This window comes from Blautia sp. MCC283 (assembly GCF_018785565.1).
Taxonomy (GTDB): Bacteria; Bacillota; Clostridia; order Lachnospirales; family Lachnospiraceae; genus Blautia_A.
This window is the reverse complement of sequence record NZ_WQQB01000001.1, coordinates 65,342-90,816: the sequence shown is the minus strand read 5'-3', so window position 1 is coordinate 90,816 and position 25,475 is coordinate 65,342. Positions and strand designations below refer to the sequence as shown.

General features: G+C 44.6%; 20 protein-coding genes. 5 read left to right on the top strand and 15 right to left on the bottom strand.

Going from position 1 to position 25,475, the window contains the following annotated elements; all coding sequences use genetic code 11:
- Window positions 1–109: 109 nt before the first annotated feature.
- From dnaJ to GPK81_RS00350, 9 genes are all read right to left on the bottom strand, one after another.
- The gene (gene dnaJ, locus GPK81_RS00390) at window positions 110–1,309 is read right to left on the bottom strand and encodes a molecular chaperone DnaJ (protein ID WP_148447343.1); all 1,200 of its coding nucleotides are present in this window, start codon (window positions 1,307–1,309) and stop codon (window positions 110–112) included.
- Window positions 1,310–1,330: 21 nt separating this feature from the next.
- Window positions 1,331–3,223 (bottom strand): molecular chaperone DnaK, encoded by a 1,893-nt coding sequence (gene dnaK / locus GPK81_RS00385; RefSeq protein WP_148447345.1) that lies wholly within the window; start codon window positions 3,221–3,223, stop codon window positions 1,331–1,333.
- A 53-nt stretch (window positions 3,224–3,276) separates the two neighbouring features.
- A complete protein-coding gene (gene grpE / locus GPK81_RS00380) occupies window positions 3,277–3,912 on the bottom strand; it encodes a nucleotide exchange factor GrpE (RefSeq protein WP_059085388.1) in 636 nt (211 codons plus the stop codon).
- Between the two features lie 18 nt (window positions 3,913–3,930).
- Window positions 3,931–4,974, bottom strand: coding sequence for a heat-inducible transcriptional repressor HrcA (gene hrcA, locus GPK81_RS00375; RefSeq protein WP_215706346.1), 1,044 nt, complete (start codon window positions 4,972–4,974; stop codon window positions 3,931–3,933).
- A gap of 176 nt (window positions 4,975–5,150) precedes the next feature.
- Entirely contained in the window at window positions 5,151–6,404 is a 1,254-nt protein-coding gene (locus GPK81_RS00370; RefSeq protein WP_252196564.1) for an ABC transporter substrate-binding protein, read from the bottom strand.
- A gap of 15 nt (window positions 6,405–6,419) precedes the next feature.
- Window positions 6,420–7,529 carry a glycoside hydrolase family 172 protein gene (locus GPK81_RS00365; RefSeq protein WP_215706345.1) on the bottom strand — a complete coding sequence of 370 codons (1,110 nt, stop codon included), beginning with the start codon at window positions 7,527–7,529 and terminating at the stop codon, window positions 6,420–6,422.
- 41 nt (window positions 7,530–7,570) lie between these two features.
- Window positions 7,571–8,425, bottom strand: a complete 855-nt coding sequence (locus tag GPK81_RS00360; protein WP_215706344.1) for a carbohydrate ABC transporter permease — start codon at window positions 8,423–8,425, stop codon at window positions 7,571–7,573.
- Between the two features lie 11 nt (window positions 8,426–8,436).
- Complete coding sequence (locus tag GPK81_RS00355; protein WP_215706343.1) at window positions 8,437–9,315, bottom strand: carbohydrate ABC transporter permease; 879 nt, start codon at window positions 9,313–9,315, stop codon at window positions 8,437–8,439.
- Between the two features lie 76 nt (window positions 9,316–9,391).
- Complete coding sequence (locus tag GPK81_RS00350) at window positions 9,392–10,630, bottom strand: ABC transporter substrate-binding protein (RefSeq protein ID WP_215706342.1); 1,239 nt, start codon at window positions 10,628–10,630, stop codon at window positions 9,392–9,394.
- 245 nt (window positions 10,631–10,875) lie between these two features.
- On the opposite strand from GPK81_RS00350, the gene GPK81_RS00345 reads away from it, so the two are divergent.
- The 3 genes from GPK81_RS00345 to GPK81_RS00335 all read left to right on the top strand — a co-directional run bounded on the left by GPK81_RS00345 (window position 10,876) and on the right by GPK81_RS00335 (window position 14,668).
- On the top strand, window positions 10,876–12,702 hold the full coding sequence (locus GPK81_RS00345) for a sensor histidine kinase (protein ID WP_252196563.1): 1,827 nt from the start codon (window positions 10,876–10,878) through the stop codon (window positions 12,700–12,702).
- Window positions 12,677–14,272, top strand: coding sequence for a response regulator (locus GPK81_RS00340; protein ID WP_252196562.1), 1,596 nt, complete (start codon window positions 12,677–12,679; stop codon window positions 14,270–14,272). Before GPK81_RS00345 ends, GPK81_RS00340 begins: the two co-directional genes overlap by 26 nt.
- Before the next feature lie 117 nt (window positions 14,273–14,389).
- The gene (locus GPK81_RS00335; protein WP_215706341.1) at window positions 14,390–14,668 is read left to right on the top strand and encodes a hypothetical protein; all 279 of its coding nucleotides are present in this window, start codon (window positions 14,390–14,392) and stop codon (window positions 14,666–14,668) included.
- A gap of 86 nt (window positions 14,669–14,754) precedes the next feature.
- Here the strand turns inward: GPK81_RS00335 and uvrB are convergent, their stop codons facing one another.
- Window positions 14,755–16,743, bottom strand: a complete 1,989-nt coding sequence (uvrB, locus tag GPK81_RS00330; RefSeq protein WP_215706340.1) for an excinuclease ABC subunit UvrB — start codon at window positions 16,741–16,743, stop codon at window positions 14,755–14,757.
- 312 nt (window positions 16,744–17,055) lie between these two features.
- Here uvrB and GPK81_RS00325 point away from each other — a divergent pair, with 312 nt between their 5' ends.
- Window positions 17,056–17,757: a response regulator transcription factor gene (locus tag GPK81_RS00325; RefSeq protein WP_021976682.1), complete on the top strand. Its 702-nt coding sequence runs from the start codon at window positions 17,056–17,058 to the stop codon at window positions 17,755–17,757.
- A gap of 43 nt (window positions 17,758–17,800) precedes the next feature.
- Window positions 17,801–20,473, top strand: coding sequence for a sensor histidine kinase (locus tag GPK81_RS00320; RefSeq protein ID WP_215706339.1), 2,673 nt, complete (start codon window positions 17,801–17,803; stop codon window positions 20,471–20,473).
- Between the two features lie 84 nt (window positions 20,474–20,557).
- Here the strand turns inward: GPK81_RS00320 and GPK81_RS00315 are convergent, their stop codons facing one another.
- The 5 genes from GPK81_RS00315 to GPK81_RS00295 form a co-directional block, all read right to left on the bottom strand.
- Entirely contained in the window at window positions 20,558–21,052 is a 495-nt protein-coding gene (locus tag GPK81_RS00315) for a deoxycytidylate deaminase (protein ID WP_021976684.1), read from the bottom strand.
- A gap of 4 nt (window positions 21,053–21,056) precedes the next feature.
- Window positions 21,057–21,485: a ribose 5-phosphate isomerase B gene (gene rpiB / locus GPK81_RS00310; RefSeq protein WP_021976685.1), complete on the bottom strand. Its 429-nt coding sequence runs from the start codon at window positions 21,483–21,485 to the stop codon at window positions 21,057–21,059.
- Window positions 21,482–22,546 carry an L-threonylcarbamoyladenylate synthase gene (locus GPK81_RS00305; protein ID WP_215706338.1) on the bottom strand — a complete coding sequence of 355 codons (1,065 nt, stop codon included), beginning with the start codon at window positions 22,544–22,546 and terminating at the stop codon, window positions 21,482–21,484. Before GPK81_RS00305 ends, rpiB begins: the two co-directional genes overlap by 4 nt.
- Window positions 22,547–22,557: 11 nt before the next feature.
- Window positions 22,558–23,139, bottom strand: coding sequence for an HD domain-containing protein (locus tag GPK81_RS00300; protein WP_021976687.1), 582 nt, complete (start codon window positions 23,137–23,139; stop codon window positions 22,558–22,560).
- A 63-nt stretch (window positions 23,140–23,202) separates the two neighbouring features.
- Window positions 23,203–25,461 (bottom strand): DUF2298 domain-containing protein, encoded by a 2,259-nt coding sequence (locus tag GPK81_RS00295; protein WP_215706337.1) that lies wholly within the window; start codon window positions 25,459–25,461, stop codon window positions 23,203–23,205.
- Window positions 25,462–25,475: the final 14 nt, after the last annotated feature.

Below are 25,475 nucleotides of genomic sequence, written 5' to 3'. Positions count from 1 at the left end.
TCTGTCGCCTGTTTTCTGTTGTCCCGAAAACGGGCACTTCTTTTAATATACACGAATACAGAAAAAAAAGAAAGAGGCTTTTTATGCCTCTTTCCTGTTTTATGTTCATTTATTCCTCAAACATTTCCTTGACTTTCTCACGGAAACCTTTTTTCTTCTTTTCTGTTTTTTCAGATTTTTCGGAAGTCTCGGCTGTACTGTCTGCTGCCGGACGGTTGCCGCATGCAGCATCAAAAGCCTCCAGAGCTTTCTTTGCCTCCTCATTAAGGTTGGTCGGAGTCTGGACTACCAGTGTTACATAGTGATCACCACGAACGTTCTTGTTACGTAATGACGGAACACCTTTTCCTTTCAGGCGGATTCTTGTATCCGTCTGTGTTCCCGGCTTCACCTCATAGGAAACCTCACCGTCAACGGTATTGATCCGCATCTCACCGCCAAGTGCAGCCTGTGCAAATGTGATCGGAGCTGTTGAAAAGATATTCATATCCTGTCTCTGGAAAATCGGATGACGGGCCACATTTACCTCAACCAGCAGATCTCCTCTCGGTCCGCCGTTGGTTCCCGGCTCACCTTTTTCACGGATACGGATACACTGGCCATTGTCGATACCGGCCGGTACAGATACCTGGATCTTCTTTCTGGAAGAAGTATATCCGGTTCCACGGCAGGCACTGCATTTGTCCTTGATCACCTTACCGGTTCCGTTACAGTCCGGACAGGTCTGAACATTACGTACCATACCAAACATGGACTGCTGAGTATAAACGATCTGTCCCTGACCTTTACATTTCGGACAGGTAATCGGTGATGTTCCCGGTTTTGCTCCGGTTCCGTGACATGTGGTACACTCATCTTTCAGAACGATCTCCAGCTCTTTCTCGCATCCGAAAACCGCTTCCTCAAAAGTAATGTTTACACGTGCACGAAGGTTGGCACCCTTCATCGGTCCGTTGTTGGCCCGTCTGGTTCTGCCTCCGCCGCCGAACAGGTCTCCGAAGATATCTCCGAAGATGTCTCCCATATCCGCACCGTTGAAGTCGAATCCGCCAAAGCCGCCGGCACCGCCTCCGCCGCCGTTTTCGAATGCTGCATGACCAAACTGATCATACTGTCTTCTCTTATCGGCATCACTTAAAACGGAGTACGCCTCTGTCGCCTCTTTGAATTTCGCCTCAGCCTCTTTATCACCCGGATTTACATCCGGGTGATATTTCTTGGCCAGCTTACGATATGCTTTTTTTAATGTTGCGTCGTCGGCGTTTTTATCCACACCTAAGACTTCATAATAATCTCTTTTATCAGCCATTGTAATTATTTCCTACTTGTCTTAGACTTCCTTGTAATCAGCATCTACAACATCATCGCCGTATCCTGCTTCATTTCCGCCCTGAGCACCAGCGTTTCCGCCCATGTTGCCCATATCCGGTCCAGGACCAGCCTGACCCTGAGCTCCCTGAGTCTGCTCATACATCTTGGAGAACAGTTTCTGAGCACTCTCCATCATCTTCTCCTGTGCAGCCTTGATATCTGCAACCTGAGAATCTGTAAGCTCCTGAGCGTTTGCTGTCTGTGCAAGGAGATCTTTCAGTGCATTGAGGTCAGCCTCAACACTTGCTTTATCGTTTGCGTCAAGCTTGTCGCCAGCTTCTTTCAGTGCATTCTCAACCTGGAATACCATGGAGTCTGCATTGTTTCTTGTGTCGATAGCTTCTTTACGTTTCTTATCCTGAGCCTCGAACTCAGCTGCTTCTTTGACAGCTTTGTCGATATCGGAATCGGACATGTTGGAACCAGCTGTGATAGTGATGTGCTGCTCTTTGCCTGTTCCAAGGTCTTTAGCGGATACATTAACGATACCGTTGGCATCAATATCAAATGTTACCTCGATCTGCGGAACTCCACGACGTGCTGGCGGAATTCCATCCAGACGGAACTGGCCGAGGGATTTGTTGTCTTTCGCGAACTGACGCTCACCCTGTACAACGTTGATATCTACAGCTGTCTGGTTATCTGCTGCTGTGGAGAAGATCTGGCTCTTCTTTGTAGGAATTGTAGTATTTCTCTCGATCAGACGAGTTGCGATACCACCCATTGTCTCGATGGACAGGGACAGCGGAGTAACATCCAGAAGAAGGATATCACCGGCACCTGCATCACCTGCAAGTTTACCACCCTGTACGGAAGCACCAAGTGCAACACACTCATCCGGGTTCAGGTTCTTGCTTGGCTCTTTGCCTGTTAACTGTCTTACCTTATCCTGTACTGCCGGGATACGTGAAGATCCACCAACCAGAAGTACCTGGCCAAGCTCGGAAGCTGTGATACCTGCATCAGACAGTGCACGGCGAACCGGCTCAGCTGTCATCTCTACAAGATCATGTGTCAGCTCATCGAATTTAGCTCTTGTAAGGTTCATATCAAAATGCTTCGGTCCCTCAGCAGTTGCTGTGATGAACGGAAGGTTGATGTTTGTTGTTGTTGCGGAAGAAAGCTCTTTCTTAGCTTTCTCAGCTGCCTCTTTCAGTCTCTGAAGAGCCATCTTATCGTTGCTAAGATCTACGCCCTCAGTTCTCTTGAACTCGGAAAGCATGTAGTCTGTGATCTTCTTATCAAAGTCATCTCCACCAAGACGGTTGTTACCAGCTGTGGAAAGAACCTCGATAACGCCATCACCAATCTCGATAACAGATACATCGAATGTACCACCACCAAGGTCGTATACCATGATCTTCTGCTCTTTCTCATTGTCAAGACCATATGCAAGAGCTGCTGCTGTAGGCTCGTTGATGATACGTTTTACATCAAGACCTGCGATCTTACCTGCATCTTTGGTTGCCTGACGCTGAGCGTCGTTGAAGTAAGCCGGAACTGTGATAACAGCCTCTGTTACTTTCTCACCAAGATAAGCCTCTGCATCCTTTTTCAGTTTCTGAAGGATCATTGCGGAGATCTCCTGTGGAGAATATTTCTTGTCGTCGATAGTTACACGGTAATCAGTACCCATCTCTCTTTTGATTGAGGAGATTGTTCTGTCTGCGTTTGTAACTGCCTGACGTTTTGCAGGCTCACCTACCAGACGCTCTCCTGTCTTTGTGAATGCTACAACGGATGGTGTTGTTCTTGCGCCTTCTGTATTTGCGATAACTGTTGGCTGTCCACCTTCCATTACGGCTACACAGCTGTTTGTTGTACCTAAGTCAATACCAATAATCTTTCCCATGATTTTTTCCTCCTGTTTTATTCTGTATCTGTAAAATTACAACTTGTAATCAATCAGTTGGCAACTTTTACCATACTGTGGCGTACTACGAAATCCTTGTAGGTGTAACCCTTCTGGAATTCTTCCACCACGATGTTCTCTCCAACCTCTTCATCCTCCACATGCATCACTGCATTATGGAAATCCGGGTTGAATTCCTTTCCCACTGCTTCGATCGGCTTCACACCAAGCTCATCCAGTGTTGTGGTAAGCTGCTTGTAGATCATTTTCATTCCATCTGCAAAAGCATCGCCTTCCTGTGCCTGTGCAAGACCTCTTTCGAAGTTATCCACAACCGGCAGGATCTTTTCAACGATCTCTTTTGCTCCGATGATGTACATGCTGGATTTTTCTTTTTCCGTTCTTTTACGGAAATTATCAAATTCAGCCATGGTACGCTTCAGGCGATCGGTAAGTTCCTCCACCTTCTGCTCAGATTTATCTTTTTTCTTCTTTCCGAAGAAGGAAGTTTTTGATTTTTCTTCTTTTTTATCCTCTGAGGCAGCTTCTTCGCCTGGAGTATTGTTTTCTTCCTCCGGCAGATCTTCTCCCTCCGGTGTCAGGTTTTCTTCTTCCTGATCTCCGTCAGTTACGGGGATTTCCTTCTCCGCTTCCTGCTCTTCGGATGTTTTCTTTGTTTCCTCCGACACTTTTTTTCTACCGCCTTTCTAAGTTTTCTTCTTTTTCAAAACGTCATCCAGATGATTCTTCAGTTCCTTCAGACTGTCCACTACATTCTCATAATCCATTCGTTTGGGACCGATGATCCCGATGGTTCCGTACATTCCGTCTCCCAGTTCATATCTGGCAGTTACAATGCTACAGTCCTTCATGGTCTGGATCGGCATCTCATCACCGATGTAAACCTGGATTCCTGTATTCTCTCCATCTGACATCTGTTCTTTTACAAGATCGGCAAGTTCATGCTTCTCCTCAAATGCGGAGATCAGCTCCGTTGCCTTCTCTTTATCGGCAAGCTCCGGATACTTGAAGATGTTAGTTGCACCTGAAGTATAGATCTCCATATCTTCCTCTTCCACGTGAATGGTGGCTGCCACTGCATCCAAAACCGTTGCCACCACACTGCTGTGGCTGCCTGCCTGTTCCTTCAGTCTGGCGATCATCCCAAGGTTGATATCCTGGATCGGGATCCCATTGAGATTGGTGTTAAGAAGAAGATTCAGTTTCAGGATCGTCTGGTCGTCCATTTCCTCATCCAGATTGATGATCTGGTTCCGGACTGTGTTGTTGTCACTGACAACCACTGCCACAAGCTGAAGCTCGCTCATTCTCGACAGCTGGATGAACTTGATCTTGTTGCCGCTGTACTGCGGAACGGAAACCATGGTAGCATAGTTGGTATTGGAAGCAAGAACCTTCGCAACCTTCTTAAGCACCTTATCCATCTTATCTGTCTTCTCAATGATCAGATCTCGCAGCTCTGCAACCTCTGCTTCCTTCTCCTTCATCAGCTCATTGACGTAAAGTCTGTAGCCTTTATCTGAAGGAATCCTTCCTGCTGAGGTATGAGGCTGAACGATATAGCCCATATCTGTCAGGTCTGACATTTCATTTCGGATCGTTGCGGAACTGACATTGAGATCCGCATACTTGGAAATGGTCCTGGAACCAACCGGTTCTCCGGTCTCCATATAGGTCTTGATGATTGCTTTTAAGATTTTTTGCTTGCGCTCATTCAACACCTCTTCCATGAAGCCATCTCCTTTCCTTTTCATTCTTTCCTGACGGATGTTGATTCTTTTTTTATATCTGTTAGCACTCATTTTAGTGGAGTGCTAACATCTACAGTCTTTAAGATATCACCATGTAAAATATTTGTCAATATGTTTTGAAAAAAAGTTCTTATTTTTTCAAAACAAAAAAAGCATCAGTACGATGCTTTTTTGTAATACTGGTCTATGCATTTCTGTGCCACGGCAAAAAATTCCGCTTCTGTTTTCTGTCCCAGCACATATTTCTGAAATTCCGTACCCATAGCCGAAACAGCTTCTATGGAATCAGTGCACAGTGGTCTTGCCTTCAGCTTATAATCTTTCAGATATTGCCGGATCATTTCAATGCCATCCAGATCAAAATTCTTATCCTCGATCACATCCAGTCTTGCCGGACAGATTTTGGTCAGCTGTCCGTAATTTTTGCTGGCCTCATATCCGGACACATACTGAAGGAACTTCAGAGCTGCTTCTTTATGATCAGAATTTTTATTCAGTACATACTGCCAGGTTGCGATATTGGTCACCTTCTTGGCAAATTCCGGCAATAGTGCCATATGGATCTTATCTTTTCCATATACGCCTGCATTCTGAAAGGTCCTCAACGCACCGGTATACATGAACATACATCCATACTGGCCGTTTATAAATTTTTCATTCAGCTGATCATGCTGGTCGATCAGATTCTCCTCTGATATCATCCCTGTATCCAGCATTCGCTTCATATATTCTGCCGCTTCTCTTGTTTTCGGATCCGTCCAGTCTGTATAATCTCCTCCGAAAAAATTGACATACTCGCTGATACTATTATATATGTAAGAAATCTCCCATGCATCCCCGTATGCATATTTTCCCGTATTCTGAAGCTTTTTCTGAAGGATCTCAAGATCACTGAGACCGGAGAGTCTGTCCAGACCAGCCTGATCCAGCAATTCCTGATTCACCCAGAATGCCATGATATCCATCCTGAACGGTACCGAAAAAATATGTCCGTCTGACATGCATATTTCTTTCAGGTATTCCTGTGGAAAATTCGCCGCTGTCTCCTCTGTCATAACCGTATCTTCCAGCGGAAGAAGAAATCCCTTATGTTTAAATTCGGATATCATCTCATCATTTACTGTGATCAGATCCACCGAATCATCTCCTGATGTCAGAAGAGTTGCTATTTTGGCCTGGCGATTGTCCGCATTAGCCGGACATTTTTCGATATGGATCTCTATTCCAAGCTCCTTTTCCGCCTGGCTGATAAAAGAATCAAAGCCCTCTGTGTCTGCATCCATATGAAGAATCGTCAGTTCCTGTCTGTTCTCCGGCACAATATCAGATGCAGCCTCCTTCTTCTGGACTCCACATCCTGTCACTGCCAGAGCCAGGGCAAATACCCCGCAAAATACCTGTTTTTTCAATCTCTACCACCCTTTTTATCTGGGCCATCTATCCTCTTTTGACATCAACGGCTGGAACGGTGCATGAGGAAGTGTCTGATACCAGTACGCTACACTTGCCACATCATCCTGTCGTTCAAACAGGCCACGGTATCCGACGCCTATCTGCTGAATCGTAACGCGAAGATCCTCTTCAAAGCAGATCGGATCCTGTAAATGCCATCTGTAAAAGCCTCGCATTGGCGGGCAGTCATCATTATGATAAAAATTGTGGATCAGTTCGTCATGGGCAGAATAATACGGATATCCCAGATATGGTGTGTTATAATTCTGTTCCACGGTTTTTCCATCCACCTGTTTAGCAAAGCTCCAGGAACCTCCAAAGTAATCTTCCGTTCCTGTTCCGCAGATGGTCGGATACTCCTCATCCCCGTCAATATAAAACTTCATTTCTCCCTCGCCCCACCAGTAACGTTCCAGTGTGGTAAGTGCCAGGTAGGTTCCTATATAATGGCCTTTTCCTTTTACTCCATCCAAAATTGTATAATCTTTTGTTTTTTCTGTCAACCGTTCCCGTTTCCACTGCGCATGGAAATACGCAATATCATCCGGAAGCTCATCATAGAGACAGTAATCTACCTGATAGAAGAAAGCCGGGATTTTATTTGCATGCTGGTTTTCCAGTGTGATCTTTGCTTTCTTTTTAAATGGCATCGGGAAATAACAGTTAAATCCCCTGTTTGGAACAACAGCCACAGGAACAGAATTTACAAAACATTCCCTTCCGAATCCGCAGCAGAAGAAATCACCCAGAGGACTTTCCACGGAAGGAGTTTCCTCGTCATCCCAGTACATACGGATCACAAGATCCCTCAGTACAAAGCAATCTGCCTCTGTAGTCTTGTTGTCGACGGTGATCCAGATATGATTGATCTGTCCCGGTCCTTCCATTTCTGCCAGAGTTACCACAGCTCCCGGCTCAATATCCCTGAGACACGGGCTTCCTTTTCTGGACGGTCCCAGATGACTTGCAGCCATACCGCCTCTGCCTTTTTCTCCATGCGGATTTTCCGCGTTGATCGCACGGCTTTTTCCATGCTTTGCAAGTGCGATTCCTCCCAGTCCGCCTGTAAATGCCTGATACATATCTGTTTTCTCCTCTCTTTTGGAAATTAAAAATATTATATTTACGCTTTTACTCCACCTGCCATGATACCATCCATGATCTGTTTCTCAAAAACAGCTACAAAGATAATGATCGGAAGAAGGATGATCCATCCCATGGCGCTGACCAGATCCCACGGAACTCCATACATGTTGTCACGTAACGGAAGCTGTACGATGGAAACAGAAAGTACCTGAATACCATTTGAATAAAACAACGGTGTGAAAAAGTTATTCAGACAGGTAATAAAGTTGATAATGCAAACCGTAGCGATCGCCGGCTTCATCAGCGGCAGAACGATCGTAAACAGTCTCTGTGAAAAAGATGCGCCGTCAATAGCAGCTGCCTCCTCCAGTGAGATCGGGATCTCACCGACAAAGTTTCTGAGGATCAGAACCGTAAACGGTATAACGGTACTGATATAAAGAAGGATAAGTCCCGGATATGTATCATACAGCTTTACCTTCTGCATAAACTCATACAGCGGGCGGGCTGTGACAACCTCAGGGATCAGCATGGTAGCCAGAACAAACGCAAATGCAACAGAAACTCCCTTTGAGTTAAATCTTGAGAAGCCATAGGCAGCCATTGCACACAGCACGGTACTGATCACAAGTGTAAGGCCTACGATCAGAACTGTATTTCCGATCTTTGAAAGCAGTCCTACATTCTGTATCAGAAATTTATAGCTTTCCAGTGTGGGATGATCCGGAAGATAATCGATCGGTGTTTTAAACAGTTCTCCTGACGGTGTGATCGAAGAAATAAAGATCCAGTAAACCGGGAACAGGATCAGAAAAGCCACAACTGCAAACAGAACCCATCTTCCAACGGCTACCACTCCATGATAAACATTATATTTTCCTGTATTCTTCACGATAATTCCCCCTAACTGTCAAACTTATTCATAACACGTATATTCAGCCAGCTGAAGATCGCCATTACAACAAACAGCAGCATAGCCAGCGCCGAAGCATATCCTACGTTTAGATTTGTAAATGCTTCTGTTGTGATTCTGTATGCGATCAGCGCAGTATCCTCTCCAGGGCCTCCAGATGTCATGGAATAAACCAGATCGAAGGTTGTCAGTCTCCAGAGTGTGAACGGAATACATAAAGTCAGGACATTTTTTGCGATCAGCGGAAGTGTGATCCGGAAAAAGCTCTGGATCCCGTTTGCACCGTCTACCTTTGCTGCCTCATAGATATCGCCGGAAATAAACTGAAGTCCGGAAAGTACAAGGATTGCAAAGAACGGAAGATCCTTCCACAGGTCCATTGCAATTACCGCTGCTCTTGCAGTACCTGTATTGATCAGCCAGCTATTCTGGTATCCCGGTACAAACCAGCGGATAAAATCATTGATCAGACCATAATCATTGTTAAATGCCCATTTTGCAGCCATACCGGCTACTACTGCAGGCATAGCCCACGGAATCAGCACGATGGTCCTCAGAAAACGGCGGCCTTTGAATTTCATATTCAGGATCAGTGCCAGGATAACTCCGAGGATTACATGCAGGATCATGGAAGCAACCACAAATATTGCCGTAAAGCTGATCGATGTGAGCACTTTAGGATCAGAAAATACCTTCAGGTAATTCTTGAAGCCTATAAATTCATTGATACCTGCAAGGATACTGATATTAAAGAAGCTGTTTTTCACAGTCATCAGAATGGGATATACTGTTGTAAAGCCTCGAATCAGTACAACCGGCAGGATCAAAAGCCATGGTATCCACTTCATATTTTTTTTGCTTATTGTCATGGAACTTTCCTCCCTGTTCATCAAGCAATGTAAAGCAGACTTTTATCCCTGCTTTACATTACTGTTTTTATATCTTTTACTTATTATACATATCTACCACATCCTGAGCCTTCTTGCAGAACTCATCAACTGTGATCTCGTCTTTCATACAGGACTGGAAGATCGTTCCCATATCGCTGATAAATTCCATTGTCTGTGCCACCATCGGACGTCCCTGTACATTGCATTCATTTGCATATCTGCTGTACATTTCTTTTGCCGGGTCAGAATCCGGAACTACCTTCTCTGCAACATCCTTTCTTGCAGGATATCTGTCAAATGCTTTATAGGAAGCTTCCATTCCGCCTTCATCAGCCATATACTGGAGGAATTTCACAGCTGCATCTTTATTCTTGGATGCTTTGTTCAGAACATAGCTCCAGGAATCTGTAAAGATCGCACGCTCTCCCTTACCGCTGAAATCCGGTACCATTTCCATGTGGATCTTATCTGCGCCAAGCATATCTGCCTTTGCATAATCGGTTCCAAGGCCCCACATGAACCAGCATCCGTATTTTCCGTCATTGATCTTCGGATTCATCTGCTCATATTTATCAGCGATCTGCTCAATGGAGGTTTCTTTATCAGCAACCAGATCATGGAGGAACTGAACTGCTTCCTTGTTTTCCTCTTTGGTCCAGTCAAAATAATCGCCGCCGAACATGTTTACAAACTGTGCAAGCTCGTTAAATGCATAAGTTTTCTCCCAGGAACCGCCGTAACCGAATCTTCCATCCTTGGAAACAGCCTTCATATACTTCATGAAGTCCTCTTTTGTATCAATGGACTTGATTCCGACCTCATCCATGATCTCCTGATTTACCCAGAATGCAAGATATCCTGCATAGCCTGGAACACCGACGATGTTTCCGTCCTTATCTGTGATCATATCCTTTACATATCCCTGAGCAAACTGATCAATGATATCATCTGTCATTACTGTATCATTCAGTCCTTCCAGCCATCCGGAATTTTTAAATGCCGCGCTCATCTCATCGTTGATCTCAATGACATCCACGGAAGTATCTCCTGTGGAAAGCATTGTAGTGATCTTCTGCTGACGGGTATCTGTATCTGTAGGTGCCGCAATTACATTAATGTTCAGGCCCGTGGCATCTTCCACATTTGCAAGCCAGTCCTCAAAATCCGGGTCTGTGGTGTTGACGCTGTATAAGGTAAGATCATATTTTTCCTTTGCGGAAACAGTAACCACGTTACCTGCCATACCCACAACCATCGCTGCTGCCAAAACTGCACTCATTACTTTTTTCTTCATATCTTTCTTCCTTTCTGGACATTTTCGTGTTTGTCCACACCTGTTTTTGATGGTTTAAGGATACCAGAGAGCCCCCTCATTCTAAATACAATATTTTATGATTTATTTATATTATTTTTCGTTCTCTTGTATTTTTGTTGTTAATTTTTTATAATCCTTTTATATAATCTATATTTGTAACGGCTTTTTTCACAGCTGAATTCGGTTTCATTAATTTGTTTTTGACATAAAGGAGAATATGTACTATGAAATTCCACAAATGTATCCCACCCAGTTTTTCCTCATTTCGCTATAAGCTCCTGCTCGCATTTCTGATCGCAACTATGGTACCTCTGATTTCCCTGACCTTCATCAGCTATCACATTTCCTATAACATTGCCAGAGATCGTATCATCGATTCTGCCGTAATGACTGACAAGCAGCTGGTCTCTCAGCTGAACGACCGCCTTGGTCAGGTTGAAAATGTAGCAGATACCATACAGTTTCAAATGTACTCCCTAAATCAGCCTTCCTCTAATAAGGTAGATGCACTGAAAAAATTCACCGCTGTAAAAAACAATATTTCGCTGTATAAATCCACATTCGATTTCTTCCATATATATGTTTTTCTGCAGCCCGCTCAGCTCGGTTCAAAAGAAGGCCTGTACTTCTTTTCCACAGATGAGCTTTCTGCATATGGTCTGGATAAAAATACTGTTTCCGGTTCAGGCTTTTCCTCTGTCTGGATACCGGTTTCCAATATGCCGCTGCCTAAAATACTGTCCACAAAAAAATCATCCGCCGATGTGATCCTCTGCGTCCGGGCACTGAAAAATCAGGCCACCGGTATTCTGGAATACGCCTACGGCATTGCTCTGGACACCTCAGAGCTTACCACTTATCTGCAGCCTGCTGCTCTGGATTCCCGCATATACAGCTACATTCTCACAGATCACGGAGAGATTGCAGCAAAAAATACATCCTCACTGAATTTATCCGGAATTTCTAAAGCACAGTTTCAGAAACTCAAAGAAAATGCAGATTCTTCTTTTCACAGCGGCGACAAATACTATAACTGCTGCACCTTAAGCAATGGCTGGCTCCATGTTACCGAAATCCCGGAAAGCTATATTCAGGGCAATACGCACATCCTGATCCGTGCCTTACTGATCACTGTCCTTATTTTTTTGCCCCTTACTGTTATCATCGTTATCCTGTTTTCCGAAAATCTTACCCGGAAGATCACTGCACTTTCCTATGCAATGGAAGCCTTTCAGCTGGGACATGACCCGGAACATCTATCTATCGTTACTGTTCCCCACCCGGATGATCCTTCCAGGTATGATGAGATTGACAGACTGGGCATCACCTTTGAAGATATGCAGCACACAATAGCCGGAAACCTGAAATCCATTGTAAATCTTTCCGTAAACGAAGAACGTCTGAAATACCAGCTGCTCCAGTCACAGATCAATCCGCATTTTCTTTACAATATCCTGGGATCGATCCGTACCTGCCAGTCCCTTGGAAAGCTTGACATTGCTGATCAGATGATCGCAGATTTGACTGCCTTTTACCGTCTTACCCTGCGTAAATCAAAGGAACTTATTCCTATTAAAGATGAATTGGAAATTGCCCGGCTTTATCTGGAAATGGAAAAGCTCTGTCATAAAGATAATCTGGACTGGGAAATCGAAGCAGAAGATGGAATCGAAAATTTCCTGATCTGCAAGTTTACACTTCAGCCATTCCTCGAAAATTCCATTCTGCACGGGATTTCTTCGGGCACACCAGCTGTTTTCATTTCGATCCATGTTCTTTATGGCGATGATACGGTTGTGATCTCCATTGAGGACAACGGTGCCGGCATGGACTCTGAAACCCTTGCACAGCTGCGCCATGCTATTGAGCATAATGTTATTGATTATGAGAAGCATTTTGGAATTTCCAACGTAAGTTCCCGTATTTCCAACCCATTATACGGAAACGGTTCCGTAAGGATCCGCAGCAACCCCGGAAACGGCACATACGTCACCATTGAATTCGAACAGATGGAGGAAGATATCGATGAAAAAAATAATGATCGTAGATGATAATTACTTATCTGCAGAAGGTATCGAAAAAAACATAGACTGGGAAACACTGAATGCAGAGATCATCCATGTCTGCTACAATGGAACCTCTGCTATCGAAGCCATGAAAAAAGAACCGGCAGATCTGATCATTTCTGACATTGAAATGCCTGATCTTGACGGCATTTCCATGAGCCGTCAAGCTCTTGAGATCAATCCTATGGTGAAGATCATCCTGATCAGTGCCTATGATAAATTTGAATATGCAAGACGCGCTCTGCTCCTCGGTGCTCTGGATTATATCGAAAAGCCGCTGGATTATGCCTATCTTATCCAGAAGGTAAAAAACGCTTTTGCACTGATGGAAAAGGAACAGAAAAATCTCCAGCTTCTGAAGCAAAGCAGGCCTCTTCTTACGGAAAAGTTTTTCCGCGAGATCACACACCTTCCGTCTTCTGAAGCAGCCTACCGACTGAAGCCTTATCTTAAGTATCTGAATCTGGAGCTGAATTATGATTTTTATGCAGTTGTTATTCTGGAGCTTGAAAATGCTCCGGATCTAAAAGCTGTTTACGGGATTGAAAAGTTTCAGATGGAGCTTTTCAACCTTCAGGATCTGATAACTGAGGAAACCGCTTCTCTTGATTTTGTGTATCTTCTCCCGGATATGGATGGCTATCTGTGCATTCTGGGACACAGCGGCTGTCAGTCCAACAGCTTCCGCCAGCTTACCAGCGGACTTATTTCCTCAATCGCAGATGCCTGCCAGCCACTGGGCCTTTCTCTCAACGCAGGCATTGGAACAATTGTCCAGGATTTTTGGAACCTGAACCATTCTTATAAAAGCGCCGTACATGCACTGGAATACAGATTCTTTTTCCCGCATCAGAATATCTTTGACGGAAGAGAGGCTCTGGGTTCCGATCTGTCTGTTGCAGATTTTTCAGATACAAAGGAGGATGAACTGATCCGGCTTCTCTGCAAAAAGGATACCGCTGCCATAGATCTCTGGTTTCAGAATTTTTCCGACTGGCTCACTCAGAAATTTCGCACAAAGAATTTCGCTTTCATACAGATTTATTCTCTTCTTGGCCGGATCCTGAAATTTTTCTATGAATTAAATCTGGATACGTATGACCTTGAAGCTAAAATTTTGTATGTTTACAACCACATAAATGAGTTTCATAATACGGAAGAGCTATGTCAATGGCTGAAGGATCTGTGCCATCTTTTATGTCGGAAGCTTGATTCCTCCATGAATGATTATCACCAGAAGCTCTGTGAACTGGTGATTTCCTATATCAACGAGCACTACACTGACAATACGCTCTGCCTCAATGATATTGCTGCCTCTGCCAATGTAAGCCCTGCTTATTTAAGTGCTCTTTTCAAAAAAAATCAGGGAATCAGTCTCAGTGACTTTATCACATCTCAGCGAATTTCCGCAGCCGCCCGTTACCTGACTACGACTACTATGAGTCTGAAGGAGATCAGCCTGAAATGTGGTTATGCCAATCAATATTATTTCAGCACCAGTTTCAAAAAGAAAATGGGGATCACACCTTCCGCCTATCGGGAACAGCATACATAACTTCCTCTCTTCTTTATAACAAAGTTACTGGCACAAATGCCAGTGCCCTTCTCCGGAATTTTACTTATAATCAATCAATAAAGAGAACCATCATATTTTTTCGAAGGAGGGATCGCTATGAAAAAATGGAAAAAAATCCTGATATCTCTGATAACAGTCTTTGTACTGGCCATGCTTCCGGCAGAATCGGCAATTCTGCCTGGCACAGTCTGTGTTACAGAGGCCGCTCCCAGGATCAGTTCTTCCAAGCTTACAGATCCTTATGAGATCCTGACACAAAAAGATGCTTCCGAAATTGCAAATGACACTCTGGATATGGCTGTTCCATATTGGGCTGATCTTCTCAAGGGCTCCGGCATCACCCTGCGCTCCCTGGGCTTTTCAACTACAAAATAAGCTTTTCCTAAAAACAGATCGAGCATACCCGGCAACACCCCTGGCTGTAACAGCCAGGGGTGTTGTACTGTCAGCTGCTTCGCAGCCTATTCCGTTAATTCTTCCAAATTCTTTTTTAATTCGAGCATCTTGTCTCTCAGCTCAGCAGCCTGCTCGAAATTCAGGTCTGCTGCCGCAGCACGCATCTGCTTCTCTACCTGAGCGATCACCTTCGTCAGTTCTTTTCGGTTCATGGATTCCGGATCCTTTTTAAGCTTCACTTCTGTCTCTGCCACCTTCTTCGAAACAGCGATCAGATCACGGACCGCCTTCTTGATCGTGGTTGGAGTGATGCCATGCTCCCTGTTGTAAGCCTCCTGTATCGCTCTCCTTCTTTCTGTCTCCGAGATTGCTTTTTCCATGGATTCTGTCATATTATCTGCATACATGATCACATGGCCTTCGCTGTTCCGGGCAGCACGGCCGATAGTCTGTACCAGGGATGTTTCCGAACGAAGGAAGCCTTCCTTATCTGCATCCAGGATCGCTACCAGCGTGATCTCCGGAATATCCAGTCCTTCTCGCAGAAGGTTGATCCCGACTAGCACATCAAACACATCCAGGCGCATATCGCGGATGATTTCCGCACGTTCCAGAGTGTCAATGTCTGAATGAAGGTATCGGACACGGATTCCCAGATCCTTCATATAATCGGTAAGGTCCTCTGCCATACGTTTGGTCAGGGTCGTGATCAGGACTTTATTTTTCTTTTCAATTTCCTTATTTACTTCTGCTACAAGATCATCGATCTGTCCTTCGATCGGACGCACCTCCACCTTCGGATCAAGAAGCCCTGTAGGACGGATGATCTGCTCTGCGCGGAGAAGCTCATGGTCATATTCATATTCTCCCGGTGTCGCAGATACAAACATTACCTGGTCAAGCTTGTTCTCGAATTCATCAAAGCTCAATGGACGGTTATCCTTGGCAGACGGAAGTCGGAAGCCGTAATCCACCAGTGTCTGTTTACGGCTCTGATCACCGGCATACATACCGCCAACCTGGGGAACTGTCTTATGGGACTCATCTATAATAAGTAAAAAATCATCTCCGAAGTAATCCATCAGTGTATACGGTGGCTGCCCCGGTGCAAGCCCTGTCAGGTGCCTGGAGTAGTTCTCGATCCCGGAGCAGAATCCCGTTTCCTTCATCATTTCCACATCAAAGTTGGTACGCTCCGCAATTCTCTGAGCCTCGATCAGCTTATCCTCACTTTTAAAGTATTCCACCTGCTGCTTCATCTCTTCCAAAATGGCATCTGCTGCACGACGGATCTGCTCCTGAGGCACAACATAATGGGACGCCGGAAAAATCGCCGCATGGCTTTCCACACTTTTGATCTCACCGGTAAGCACATCGATATCTGTGATCCGCTCGATCTCATCGCCAAAAAATTCCACACGCACTGCCCGGTCTGTAGAGTTAGCTGGAAAGATTTCCAGCACATCGCCACGCACGCGGAAAGTTCCTCTATGAAAATCCATCTCATTTCTTGTGTACTGGATATCGATCAGCTGTTTGATAACCTCATCACGGTCCTTCTCCATTCCAGGGCGAAGAGAGATCATCATATCAAAAAACTCCTGAGGTGCACCTAAGCCATAGATACAGGATACCGACGAAACCACGATCACATCCTTGCGCTCACATAAGGCTGCTGTAGCGGAGAGACGGAGCTTATCGATCTCATCGTTAGTGGATGCGTCCTTAGCGATGTAGGTATCTGTGGACGGGACATAAGCCTCCGGCTGATAGTAATCGTAGTAGGAGACAAAATATTCTACTGCGTTTTCCGGGAAGAATTCTTTCATCTCGCCGTAAAGCTGTGCCGCCAGTGTTTTATTATGGGCAAGTACCAGAGTTGGCTTGTTTAACTGGGCAATGACATTCGCCATGGTGAAGGTCTTACCGGAGCCGGTGACACCAAGCAAAGTCTCAAACTGGTTGCCTTCTTTAAATCCCCTGACCAGTTTCTCGATTGCCTGAGGCTGGTCGCCGGTGGGTTGGTATTCGGAGTGTAATTTGAAATGATCCATGTGATTTCTCCTGTTTTAATCAAATTTCATTTATCCAAAATTAAGGTAGTTTTCTTTTAGTATGGTTATATTTTCAGTATATCATCCTATATAAAAAAAGTACAGGGTAAACCGAATGTTTGTTCTGTACTTTCATATTTTTTTGAGAGTTGCTGTGCATACTATGAGTTTCTCATTTCACAAACAATCCATGCGCTTTATTTACACTCCCTATGTGATATAGTACAATAGATTTCATGGAATCTTAAGAATTTACCCCTTTCGTCTTAATTTCCGGCTGCTATTCTAAGAACATCAGGGAGGTACAAAAAAGTGGCTAACATACTTGTTTGCGATGATGACAAAGACATCGTGGAGGCAATTGAAATCTATCTTACACAGGAGGGATATCACATTCTGAAAGCTTATGACGGGCAGGAAGCCCTGGATATCCTCCATACAGAAAAAGTGGATCTTCTTATCATTGATGTAATGATGCCCCGTCTTGACGGGATCCGGGCAACCGTGAAGATCCGGGAAAGCAATCCGCTGCCTATTATTATCCTGTCCGCAAAATCTGAGGACACGGACAAAATCCTCGGACTTAACATCGGTGCGGATGACTACATCACCAAACCTTTCAATCCGCTGGAACTGATCGCAAGAGTGAAATCTCAGATGCGTCGATACACACAGCTTGGTTCAGCCGCATCTGCCACATCAGAACATATCTATACAACTGGCGGACTTACTGTAAATGACGATAAAAAAGAAGTTCTGATAGACGGCGAGCCTGTACGTATGACACCTATTGAATATAACATTCTCCTTCTTCTCATGAAAAATCCCGGACGTGTTTTTTCCACAACACAGATTTATGAAAGTATCTGGAATGAAGACGCTCTGGCAGCAGACAACACAGTAGCTGTCCACGTCCGCCATATCCGTGAAAAGATCGAGATCAATCCCAGAGAACCCCGTTATCTGAAAGTTGTCTGGGGACTGGGTTACAAAATCGAAAAACTGAGCCGGTAAACCATCCGGTACATGAAGTCTTCGCACTTCAGAAAGGGGTATTATGAATACAAACAAACCTGTAGGAAAAAGCAGATCGCTCATGGGAATTCCTGCTCTTGTCCTTGCTCTGATCCTGCCTCTGATCATGTTCTTTTCAGCGACACTGGTGATTCGGGCGGGTATCCAGATGGACTCTGTGGATGATCTGAAAACAAAAGATTATTTCCAGACTTCTGCTTTTGCTGACAACTTCTACTCAAAAGCTTCTGCGATCCTGACCGGAATCTCTGCCAGGGAAATCCTGGATAAAACAGCCGAAAGCGCATACATTGATCTCGGAGAACTTTATAACGGAGATTCTCTCTCCTTTAAAAACACTTCCGGACTTGCCTACTCCTTCAACGATCTTAAGGAATGGAGCTCGCAGATTATCACTTCCAATGATGACTGGATCGTCCTGGGGCTCACCACCCCGGAAGGCGAAACAAAATATATGTACTATTCTGATTTCAAAAAAGCTCTGGAAAATGGAACCCTGCAGTTAAACGCCACTCCAGGTGCTCTGAAATCCGAAGGAATTTCCCACAATGACTGGACAAAACGGATTCTTTCTTCTTTGAAAGCTGAATATACAGACGAAGGAATTCAGTCACAGGAACCTCTGAAAAACATTACCGGCAAAAATGGAAATGTAGTTTACACCGATGTGGCAGATATGCTCACTCCAAGCCTTGAAATTCCCTGTGCACCGGAAGGATATGACAGTCTTCTGGATTATATGAATTCCACTTCATCAAAAAACAGAAGATTCAAAGGAACTCTGACCGATGCCTTTGAGCAGCTTGCTAATGCCCGGGAGCTTTTTTCCAACTGGACTGTGGCCTCTCAGGCACTGGATGAATACAACAGTGCGCAATCCAATATCCGTTATGCCTATACGGATAATATATCAAAAAAAATCTTCACAAACACAGATGCCAGCTATACTTCCGATCTGACTCATATTTCCGGTTTTTCAATCAAAAAGCCTTATGTGCTCCTTAATGTCAATGACACTGCCAGAGATGAAAAAGATACTCAGGGCGGTCTTACAAATCTGAACCTTTCCGCAGCTGCAAGCCCCTCTGTGGGGAACTGGATCGATTGCCTTCGAAACTCCACATATGATGAAAACTGCAGTTTCCTTGCCTGGATTGAAGACACCAGCCTTCCTGCATATGATTCCATCCGGACTGCGAAACAGTATTTTCAGACTTACCGTACTTTATTTATTCCGGCTGCTGTAATCTCCGTGATCAGCTTTCTTCTCTTTATCGCAGATTTTATCTGGCTTACTGTCCATACAGGAAGAAGGAATTCCGATAACTCCAATACAGGCAATACGCAACCGGATCTGAACTTTTTTGACCGGATCTATACCGAAATAGCGACAGTACTTGTATGTATCCCGGCACTTGGCATATTAACCACAGGGCTAAATCTGCAGTATAACACCAGTAACCATATCGCTTCCATGATCATCATTGGAATAATCATCTTTCTGATTTCCTGCCTGTTCTGGACCGGTTACTTAAGCCTGATCCGCAGAGTCAAGGCACACACCCTCTGGAAAAACAGCCTGCTTCGCAAATGCCTGCATTTTCTCTTTCTGTGCCTTCAGAAAGCCGGTAAACTGATCGAATTTTTCTCCAGAAACACCATCAGCCGGATCCGTATGCTGCTGGCACTTGGCATATTTCTTTTTCTTGAATTTTTCCTCAGTATCCTGGTTTCTGCATCTGATGGCTGGTTTGTGATATTTCTGCTTCTCTTTCTTCTGGATCTTGGTGCACTTTTCTTCGTCTACAAAACAGCCCTTGGCCGGGAACTTCTCCTTGATGGTCTGAAGCGGATCACGGATGGAGAACTCTCTTACAAGATCCCGAAAGAAAAGCTTCATGGAGATCAGAAAACAATGGCCCAGTATATCAACCGTATCGGTGACGGCCTGGATGCTGCCGTAGAAAAAAGTCTGAAAGATGAGCGCTTAAAAACAGAACTTATTACCAATGTTTCTCATGATCTGAAAACACCACTGACTTCCATCATCAATTACGTGGATCTTCTGAAACGAAAAAATTTTACAGATCCGGAAGTCCTGAAATATCTGGAAGTCCTGGACGCAAAAGCTCACCGACTGAAAAGTCTTACAGAAGATGTGGTGGAAGCTTCCAAAGCAAGCACCGGAAATCTGACTCTGGAGATGACTGATATCAATTTTGTGGAAATGCTCTATCAGGTGATGGGAGAATTTGAAGAACGTCTGTCAGACCGGCATCTGACGTTAATGACGCATTTCCCGGATACTCCGGCCATGATCTCTGCCGACGGCAGACGTATGTGGCGTATTCTTGAAAATCTTTTCGGCAATATCCTGAAATATGCCATGGAAAATACAAGAGTCTATGCCGAAGTACTTCTGAAACATGATCAGGTTATCTTTACTCTGAAAAATATTTCTGCACAGCCTCTGAATATCCCTGCCGAAGAACTGACCGAACGTTTTATCCGCGGCGATGTTGCCAGAAATACAGAGGGCAGCGGACTTGGATTGTCCATTGCCCAGAGCCTGACTCAGCTTCAGGGTGGAACTTTTGAGCTTTATCTGGACGGTGATCTCTTTAAAGTATGCCTGAAGTTTCCGCAGAAAATATCTCCCGCAGATTTATCCGGGTCAGATGATCCGCTCTTCTAAATACACATAAAAACAGCAGCTGAAACCCTGATGATATATACATCCGGTGTCCAGCTGCTATTTTTTTCTTATTTCTGTTATTTTTTACACCTTGATCGTAATCTCCCGATCTGTCCGGTTATATTTATAATACCGTACGCCTGCCGCATCCAGCATTTTTTTTGATGCGATCACTGAAGGTGTATCTGCGTATTTGTCGCAGTCATACACGATTGTTTTGATTCCTGCCTGGATAATGGCTTTGGCACATTCATTACACGGGAACAGTGATACATAAAGCTTTGCTCCCTCCAGGCTTCCGCCTCTGTAATTCAAGATGGCATTCAGCTCACTGTGAGTCACATAAAGATATTTGGTATCCAGTGGCTCCCCTTCTCTTCCCCACGGGAATTCATCATCGGAACATCCCTTGGGAAAGCCATTATATCCCATTGACAGGATCTTATTGTCTTCACTTACAATACAGGCACCAACCTGTGAATGAGGATCTTTGGAGCGCATGCCGGAAAGCATGGCAACACCCATAAAATATTCATCCCAGGAAAGATATCCCTGCCGTTTCTGTCCTTTGTTATCCATAAGCTTAGTCCTCGATCATATTGATCCTTCTGATATGACGCTCATCGCCGGAAAACGGGGTATCCAGAAATGTATCCACAATCTTCAGAGCAAGTCCAGGACCTACCACGCGTCCTCCCATAGCAAGGATATTGGCATCATTATGAAGTCTGGTAGCCTCGGCTGTAAAGCAGTCCGTACAAAGTGCTGCACGGATTCCCTTAAACTTGTTTGCCGTGATGGAAATTCCGATTCCTGTACCACAGATCAGAATACCATTCTCACATTCACCGTTTACAATAGCCTCGGCAACTTTTTTTCCGTAAACCGGATAATCTACAGATTCAGGGCCATTACATCCGAAATCTTTATACTCCAGTCCTCTCTCTTCCAGATGTTTTTTGACCTCCTGCATCAGCTCGTACCCGCCGTGATCACATCCCAGTGCTATCATTTTGTTTCCTCCTCAACATTAATAATTTTATGACCAGCCGCCTTCAGTAAGCGGTTCATGATCGCCTGTCCCATTTTGGGTGTAAAAAATGCCTCAGAATAAATGGCACTTACATTACAGCTGTCAAAATCACGCAACACCTCATAAAGATGATGTGCGATGGTTTCTTCCTGTTCTCTGCTTCCAATACTTTTTATGATTCCATGGGAATATCTGTCTTTTGTTTCATCGGTTGCGATAATTCCCACTGTATCTCCATTTTTCTCCGCTTCCAGCGCTCTATTTTCAATCTCTGCGATCACTCTCTCGTCCGGGCCTTCCACGATCGCAAGATCTGCTTTTGGGGCATAATGACGGTATTTCATTCCCGGAGCCTTCGGATGTACCTTACTGTCCGGTTTGATCAGACCCTTATCCATCCGGACATCTCCCAGCGTTTCACGCAGCATTTCGAGCGAAATATATCCCGGACGCAGGACAACCGGCACTTCCTCTGTAAAATCCACGATCGTAGATTCCAGTCCGATATTTACCTGTCCACCATCAATGATCATATCAATGGCATTTCCAAGGTCCTCCACTACATGTCCTGCTGTGGTGGGACTTGGTCTTCCGGAAGTATTGGCGCTTGGCGCTGCCACATATCCTCCTGCCGCCAGAATCAGTTCCTGTGCGATACGGTCACTTGGAAAACGTACCGCTACACTGTCGAGCCCGCCTGTCGTTTCTTTTGGTACGATATCTGCTTTCGGCAGAATCATAGTCAGCGGACCGGGCCAGTATTTCTCTGCAAGGATCCTTGCTTTTTCGGGAACCTCTGTAACAATCCTATCCAGATCATGAATATCCGCAATATGTACGATCAGAGGATTATCAGAAGGCCTGCCCTTTGCCGCATATATTTTCATGGATGCCTTCGGGTCCAGCGCATTTCCTCCAAGGCCGTATACCGTCTCTGTCGGAAATGCCACGAGACCTCCTTTTTTCAGGATCTCGCCACCTCTGGCTATCGCATCCCTGTCTATATTTTCCGCTGTCATAACTGCTATTTCTGCTTTCATCTTACACTCCATTACTGTCTGATATAAATCCCCTGTTCTTCAATAAAATCCTCCAGATCCTGCAGCGCATCCTGTGCCCAGGTCTCTGATTTCTGAAAAGCTTCCGGGAAAAACATCTCTTTTACAATTTTTTTACCGGTTTCTGTCTTAAATATCTTTTCTGCACTTTTTTTAATGTGCTCTTTATCAAGTCCGTTCTCAAAGTAATTTACAAGAAAATCCGCTTCTACAAGGATCTGATAATCCAGCCCGTCAATGTCTTTATAGGTGTGATGATGTCCCACCAGATATTCCACTCTACGGATCACCTGCTCCTTAAATCCAAGGTGTGTAAGCATCTCCCTGGCTGCTGCCGGTCCCTCTGCTTCCTGCGTCTTTCCGTCAGACCGTCCATATTTCTCCATTCCAACCTTGATTCCAATATCATGAACAAGGGCTGCAGCTTCCAGTATATACATTGTATCTTCGTCCAGTCCCTCTCCCTGTCCGATCAGCCTTGAAAAGCTGTGAACCTTTACAAAGTGCTGAATATGCTTCGGGTCACCCTGATAGTAACGTATCATTTCCATATAAAGCCTGTCAATTCTGTTCATAATATCCTCCTCTCGCTGCCATACATATAGTTACTTTATTATAGCGTTGTTATGGAAAAATTGTCAATCCTGCTCCACTTTCACAATATAAGTTCCTGATGTATCATCTTCAAAGACAATACTGCCAAGACTCTGGAGGAGACTGTCATTCAGCTCTGTGCCATATTTTTCTTTTTCCTGTCCGCCTACAAAGATATACGAAATATCATATCGCTGTATCAGTTCCTTCACCTTTTCTTCATCTGTGGAAGTATAAATTGTCTGAATATCAGCACTCTTCTCATTAAGATCCGGCACATTATTTCTCCAAAGCCATTCGTGAACATACCAGCCAAGCACTGTCGGAAGTCCTGTGGTGGCCGAAACTCTCTCATATCCTGTGTAACTGTCTCCATTAGCTTCCAGCACCACAGGCGATCCCTCAATGTTATCTTTCAGCCAGCGGATTGCCGCCGCATCCTGCGGAAAATCTGTTTCCAGAAATGTAGTAGCATTCAATCCCTGATAATTTGAAGGATTCCATACCTCCCCGAACCAGGAGTGCACAGCATTTCCAAAATATCCTACCGTCCAGATCAGCACAAAAAGGCCAATACCGGAAAAGATCCGGATGATTTTCTGCTTCGATACTACAAGCATCCGGTAAATCCCATATCCCATAGTCATCCCAAACAGAATATATGCCTGATAGGTAAGTTTGAACATGGTGTTGGCTCGCGCATTACCATTCTCATAAATATCCCTTACATAAACAATTTCCGGAATAAGGATCAATCCAATCGCACAAAGTCCCATGATCACAGCAAACAGATCCGGAGCCGAAACTGCCTCCAGAAGTCTGTACAGGCTCTTGTGCTTCATTCCTTTCAGTTTTTCTGTAAGAACAGAGATGATCAGAAGCACAGTAAGAAACACCGGAAGTCCCCAGAGGATCAGAAGCTGGTACCACAGAGAATGATGCTGTGCAAGAGCCACTCCCTGAACCATGGTTTCAAATTTCAGAGTAAACGGTAAGATCACAAGATAGGAAACCGCAATGATCTCCACTGCCTGAGCAATTGTTACTGCCAGAATCCTGGTTACTTTCCCCTCAAATCGAATAATATTTGCGATCAGAACGACACCGCCTGTCACAACAAAATAAATCACAAAATCCCAGTAGTTTGTCCACTGGAACATTCCCAGAAGAACTGCGGCCAGAAGGATATGCGGCATCAGAAGCTGCTTCAGCCAGAAATCCCTGACATCCTGTTTTTCCGGTTCCGGACCTGCACTTCGGATTTTTTTCATCCATGCATAAAGCATCCCTACAAGAAAGGTAACAAACATTACATTGACCACATGAGCGTGAAGATCCCCCAGTACAAAGGAATAACATGGAAATTCATGAATGGTCTTGTCACTTTCATTCACCGGATTATAACCGATATATCGGGTTGCATCCGGGAACCAGTAGCTGGCAGTTTCTGCCACTCCTTGAATTTTATGGATCAGAGGCAGCACGCAGCGATATACAATGTAATGCACATTTCCTGCAATGGAAACCGCAATTCCACCTGTCACTCCAGCCAGTGACGGAAGATATTTTTTTATCCCAGACATGCGTCCGTACAATCTGTCCTTTGCCATCTGTCTTACCAGGGAAAACGGATATACAAATGCAAAAGCGGCTACAAAAGTACGCATCAGATTGTAGGTTACTTCTACTCTGCTTCCTGTAAGCTTCGTGAGAAATACCGCAAAATACTGCCCTCCGTAATAATAATTAATGGTTCCCTGAGAATACCACAGATCACGGGCAGGAAGTGTTTTGCTGCGCATCATCGCCTCCATAAATCCATAATCCATAAATTTCTCTGTTCCATATGCCTGTGGACGGAATCCCGCCAGATAAGTCCAGAGAAGAAAAATTCCGAAGAAAAGAAGTTCTTCACGAACAATCAGCTGGATTTTTCCGGATGGGTAACATTCTATCCCCTTTTTCAGCTGTACATGAAAAAGAATGGCGCAGAAGATCCCGCAGATCACAGATACTCCTATGCAGGTTGCAGCTGTAAACGGAAGAAGTTTTACTGCCGCCAGAAACCAGGTTAAAAATCCGGTTACTGCAATCGCCAGTGCTTTTGAAAACAGCCATCCTTTATCTTCAAATCCCTCAAAAAGTCTTCCCGTCACTGGCATGGCAACCATTCCCATAAACAGTGCAAGGAGCCACCAGGTCCAGAATGTCCACACATCTCCTCCGAGGAGATATGCGGAAAGTGCGATCAGAATTACCGCCGCAATGGATTCCGGAAGTATTTTTCTGATTTGTATTTTCATCGTTCTTCCTCCTG

What these genes read in the sequence shown, in the direction of transcription:
- GPK81_RS00340 (WP_252196562.1), top strand. Translation starts at nt 12,677, where the DNA reads ATGAAAAAAATAATGATCGTAGATGATAATTACTTATCTGCAGAAGGT.
- GPK81_RS00315 (WP_021976684.1), bottom strand. Translation starts at nt 21,052, where the DNA reads ATGGATAACAAAGGACAGAAACGGCAGGGATATCTTTCCTGGGATGAA.
- GPK81_RS00365 (WP_215706345.1), bottom strand. Translation starts at nt 7,529, where the DNA reads ATGTATCAGGCATTTACAGGCGGACTGGGAGGAATCGCACTTGCAAAG.
- GPK81_RS00350 (WP_215706342.1), bottom strand. Translation starts at nt 10,630, where the DNA reads ATGAAGAAAAAAGTAATGAGTGCAGTTTTGGCAGCAGCGATGGTTGTG.
- GPK81_RS00295 (WP_215706337.1), bottom strand. Translation starts at nt 25,461, where the DNA reads ATGAAAATACAAATCAGAAAAATACTTCCGGAATCCATTGCGGCGGTA.
- uvrB (WP_215706340.1), bottom strand. Translation starts at nt 16,743, where the DNA reads ATGGATCATTTCAAATTACACTCCGAATACCAACCCACCGGCGACCAG.
- GPK81_RS00300 (WP_021976687.1), bottom strand. Translation starts at nt 23,139, where the DNA reads ATGAACAGAATTGACAGGCTTTATATGGAAATGATACGTTACTATCAG.
- dnaJ (WP_148447343.1), bottom strand. Translation starts at nt 1,309, where the DNA reads ATGGCTGATAAAAGAGATTATTATGAAGTCTTAGGTGTGGATAAAAAC.
- GPK81_RS00345 (WP_252196563.1), top strand. Translation starts at nt 10,876, where the DNA reads ATGAAATTCCACAAATGTATCCCACCCAGTTTTTCCTCATTTCGCTAT.
- GPK81_RS00320 (WP_215706339.1), top strand. Translation starts at nt 17,801, where the DNA reads ATGAATACAAACAAACCTGTAGGAAAAAGCAGATCGCTCATGGGAATT.
- GPK81_RS00355 (WP_215706343.1), bottom strand. Translation starts at nt 9,315, where the DNA reads ATGACAATAAGCAAAAAAAATATGAAGTGGATACCATGGCTTTTGATC.
- hrcA (WP_215706346.1), bottom strand. Translation starts at nt 4,974, where the DNA reads ATGGAAGAGGTGTTGAATGAGCGCAAGCAAAAAATCTTAAAAGCAATC.
- rpiB (WP_021976685.1), bottom strand. Translation starts at nt 21,485, where the DNA reads ATGATAGCACTGGGATGTGATCACGGCGGGTACGAGCTGATGCAGGAG.
- GPK81_RS00335 (WP_215706341.1), top strand. Translation starts at nt 14,390, where the DNA reads ATGAAAAAATGGAAAAAAATCCTGATATCTCTGATAACAGTCTTTGTA.
- GPK81_RS00305 (WP_215706338.1), bottom strand. Translation starts at nt 22,546, where the DNA reads ATGAAAGCAGAAATAGCAGTTATGACAGCGGAAAATATAGACAGGGAT.
- dnaK (WP_148447345.1), bottom strand. Translation starts at nt 3,223, where the DNA reads ATGGGAAAGATTATTGGTATTGACTTAGGTACAACAAACAGCTGTGTA.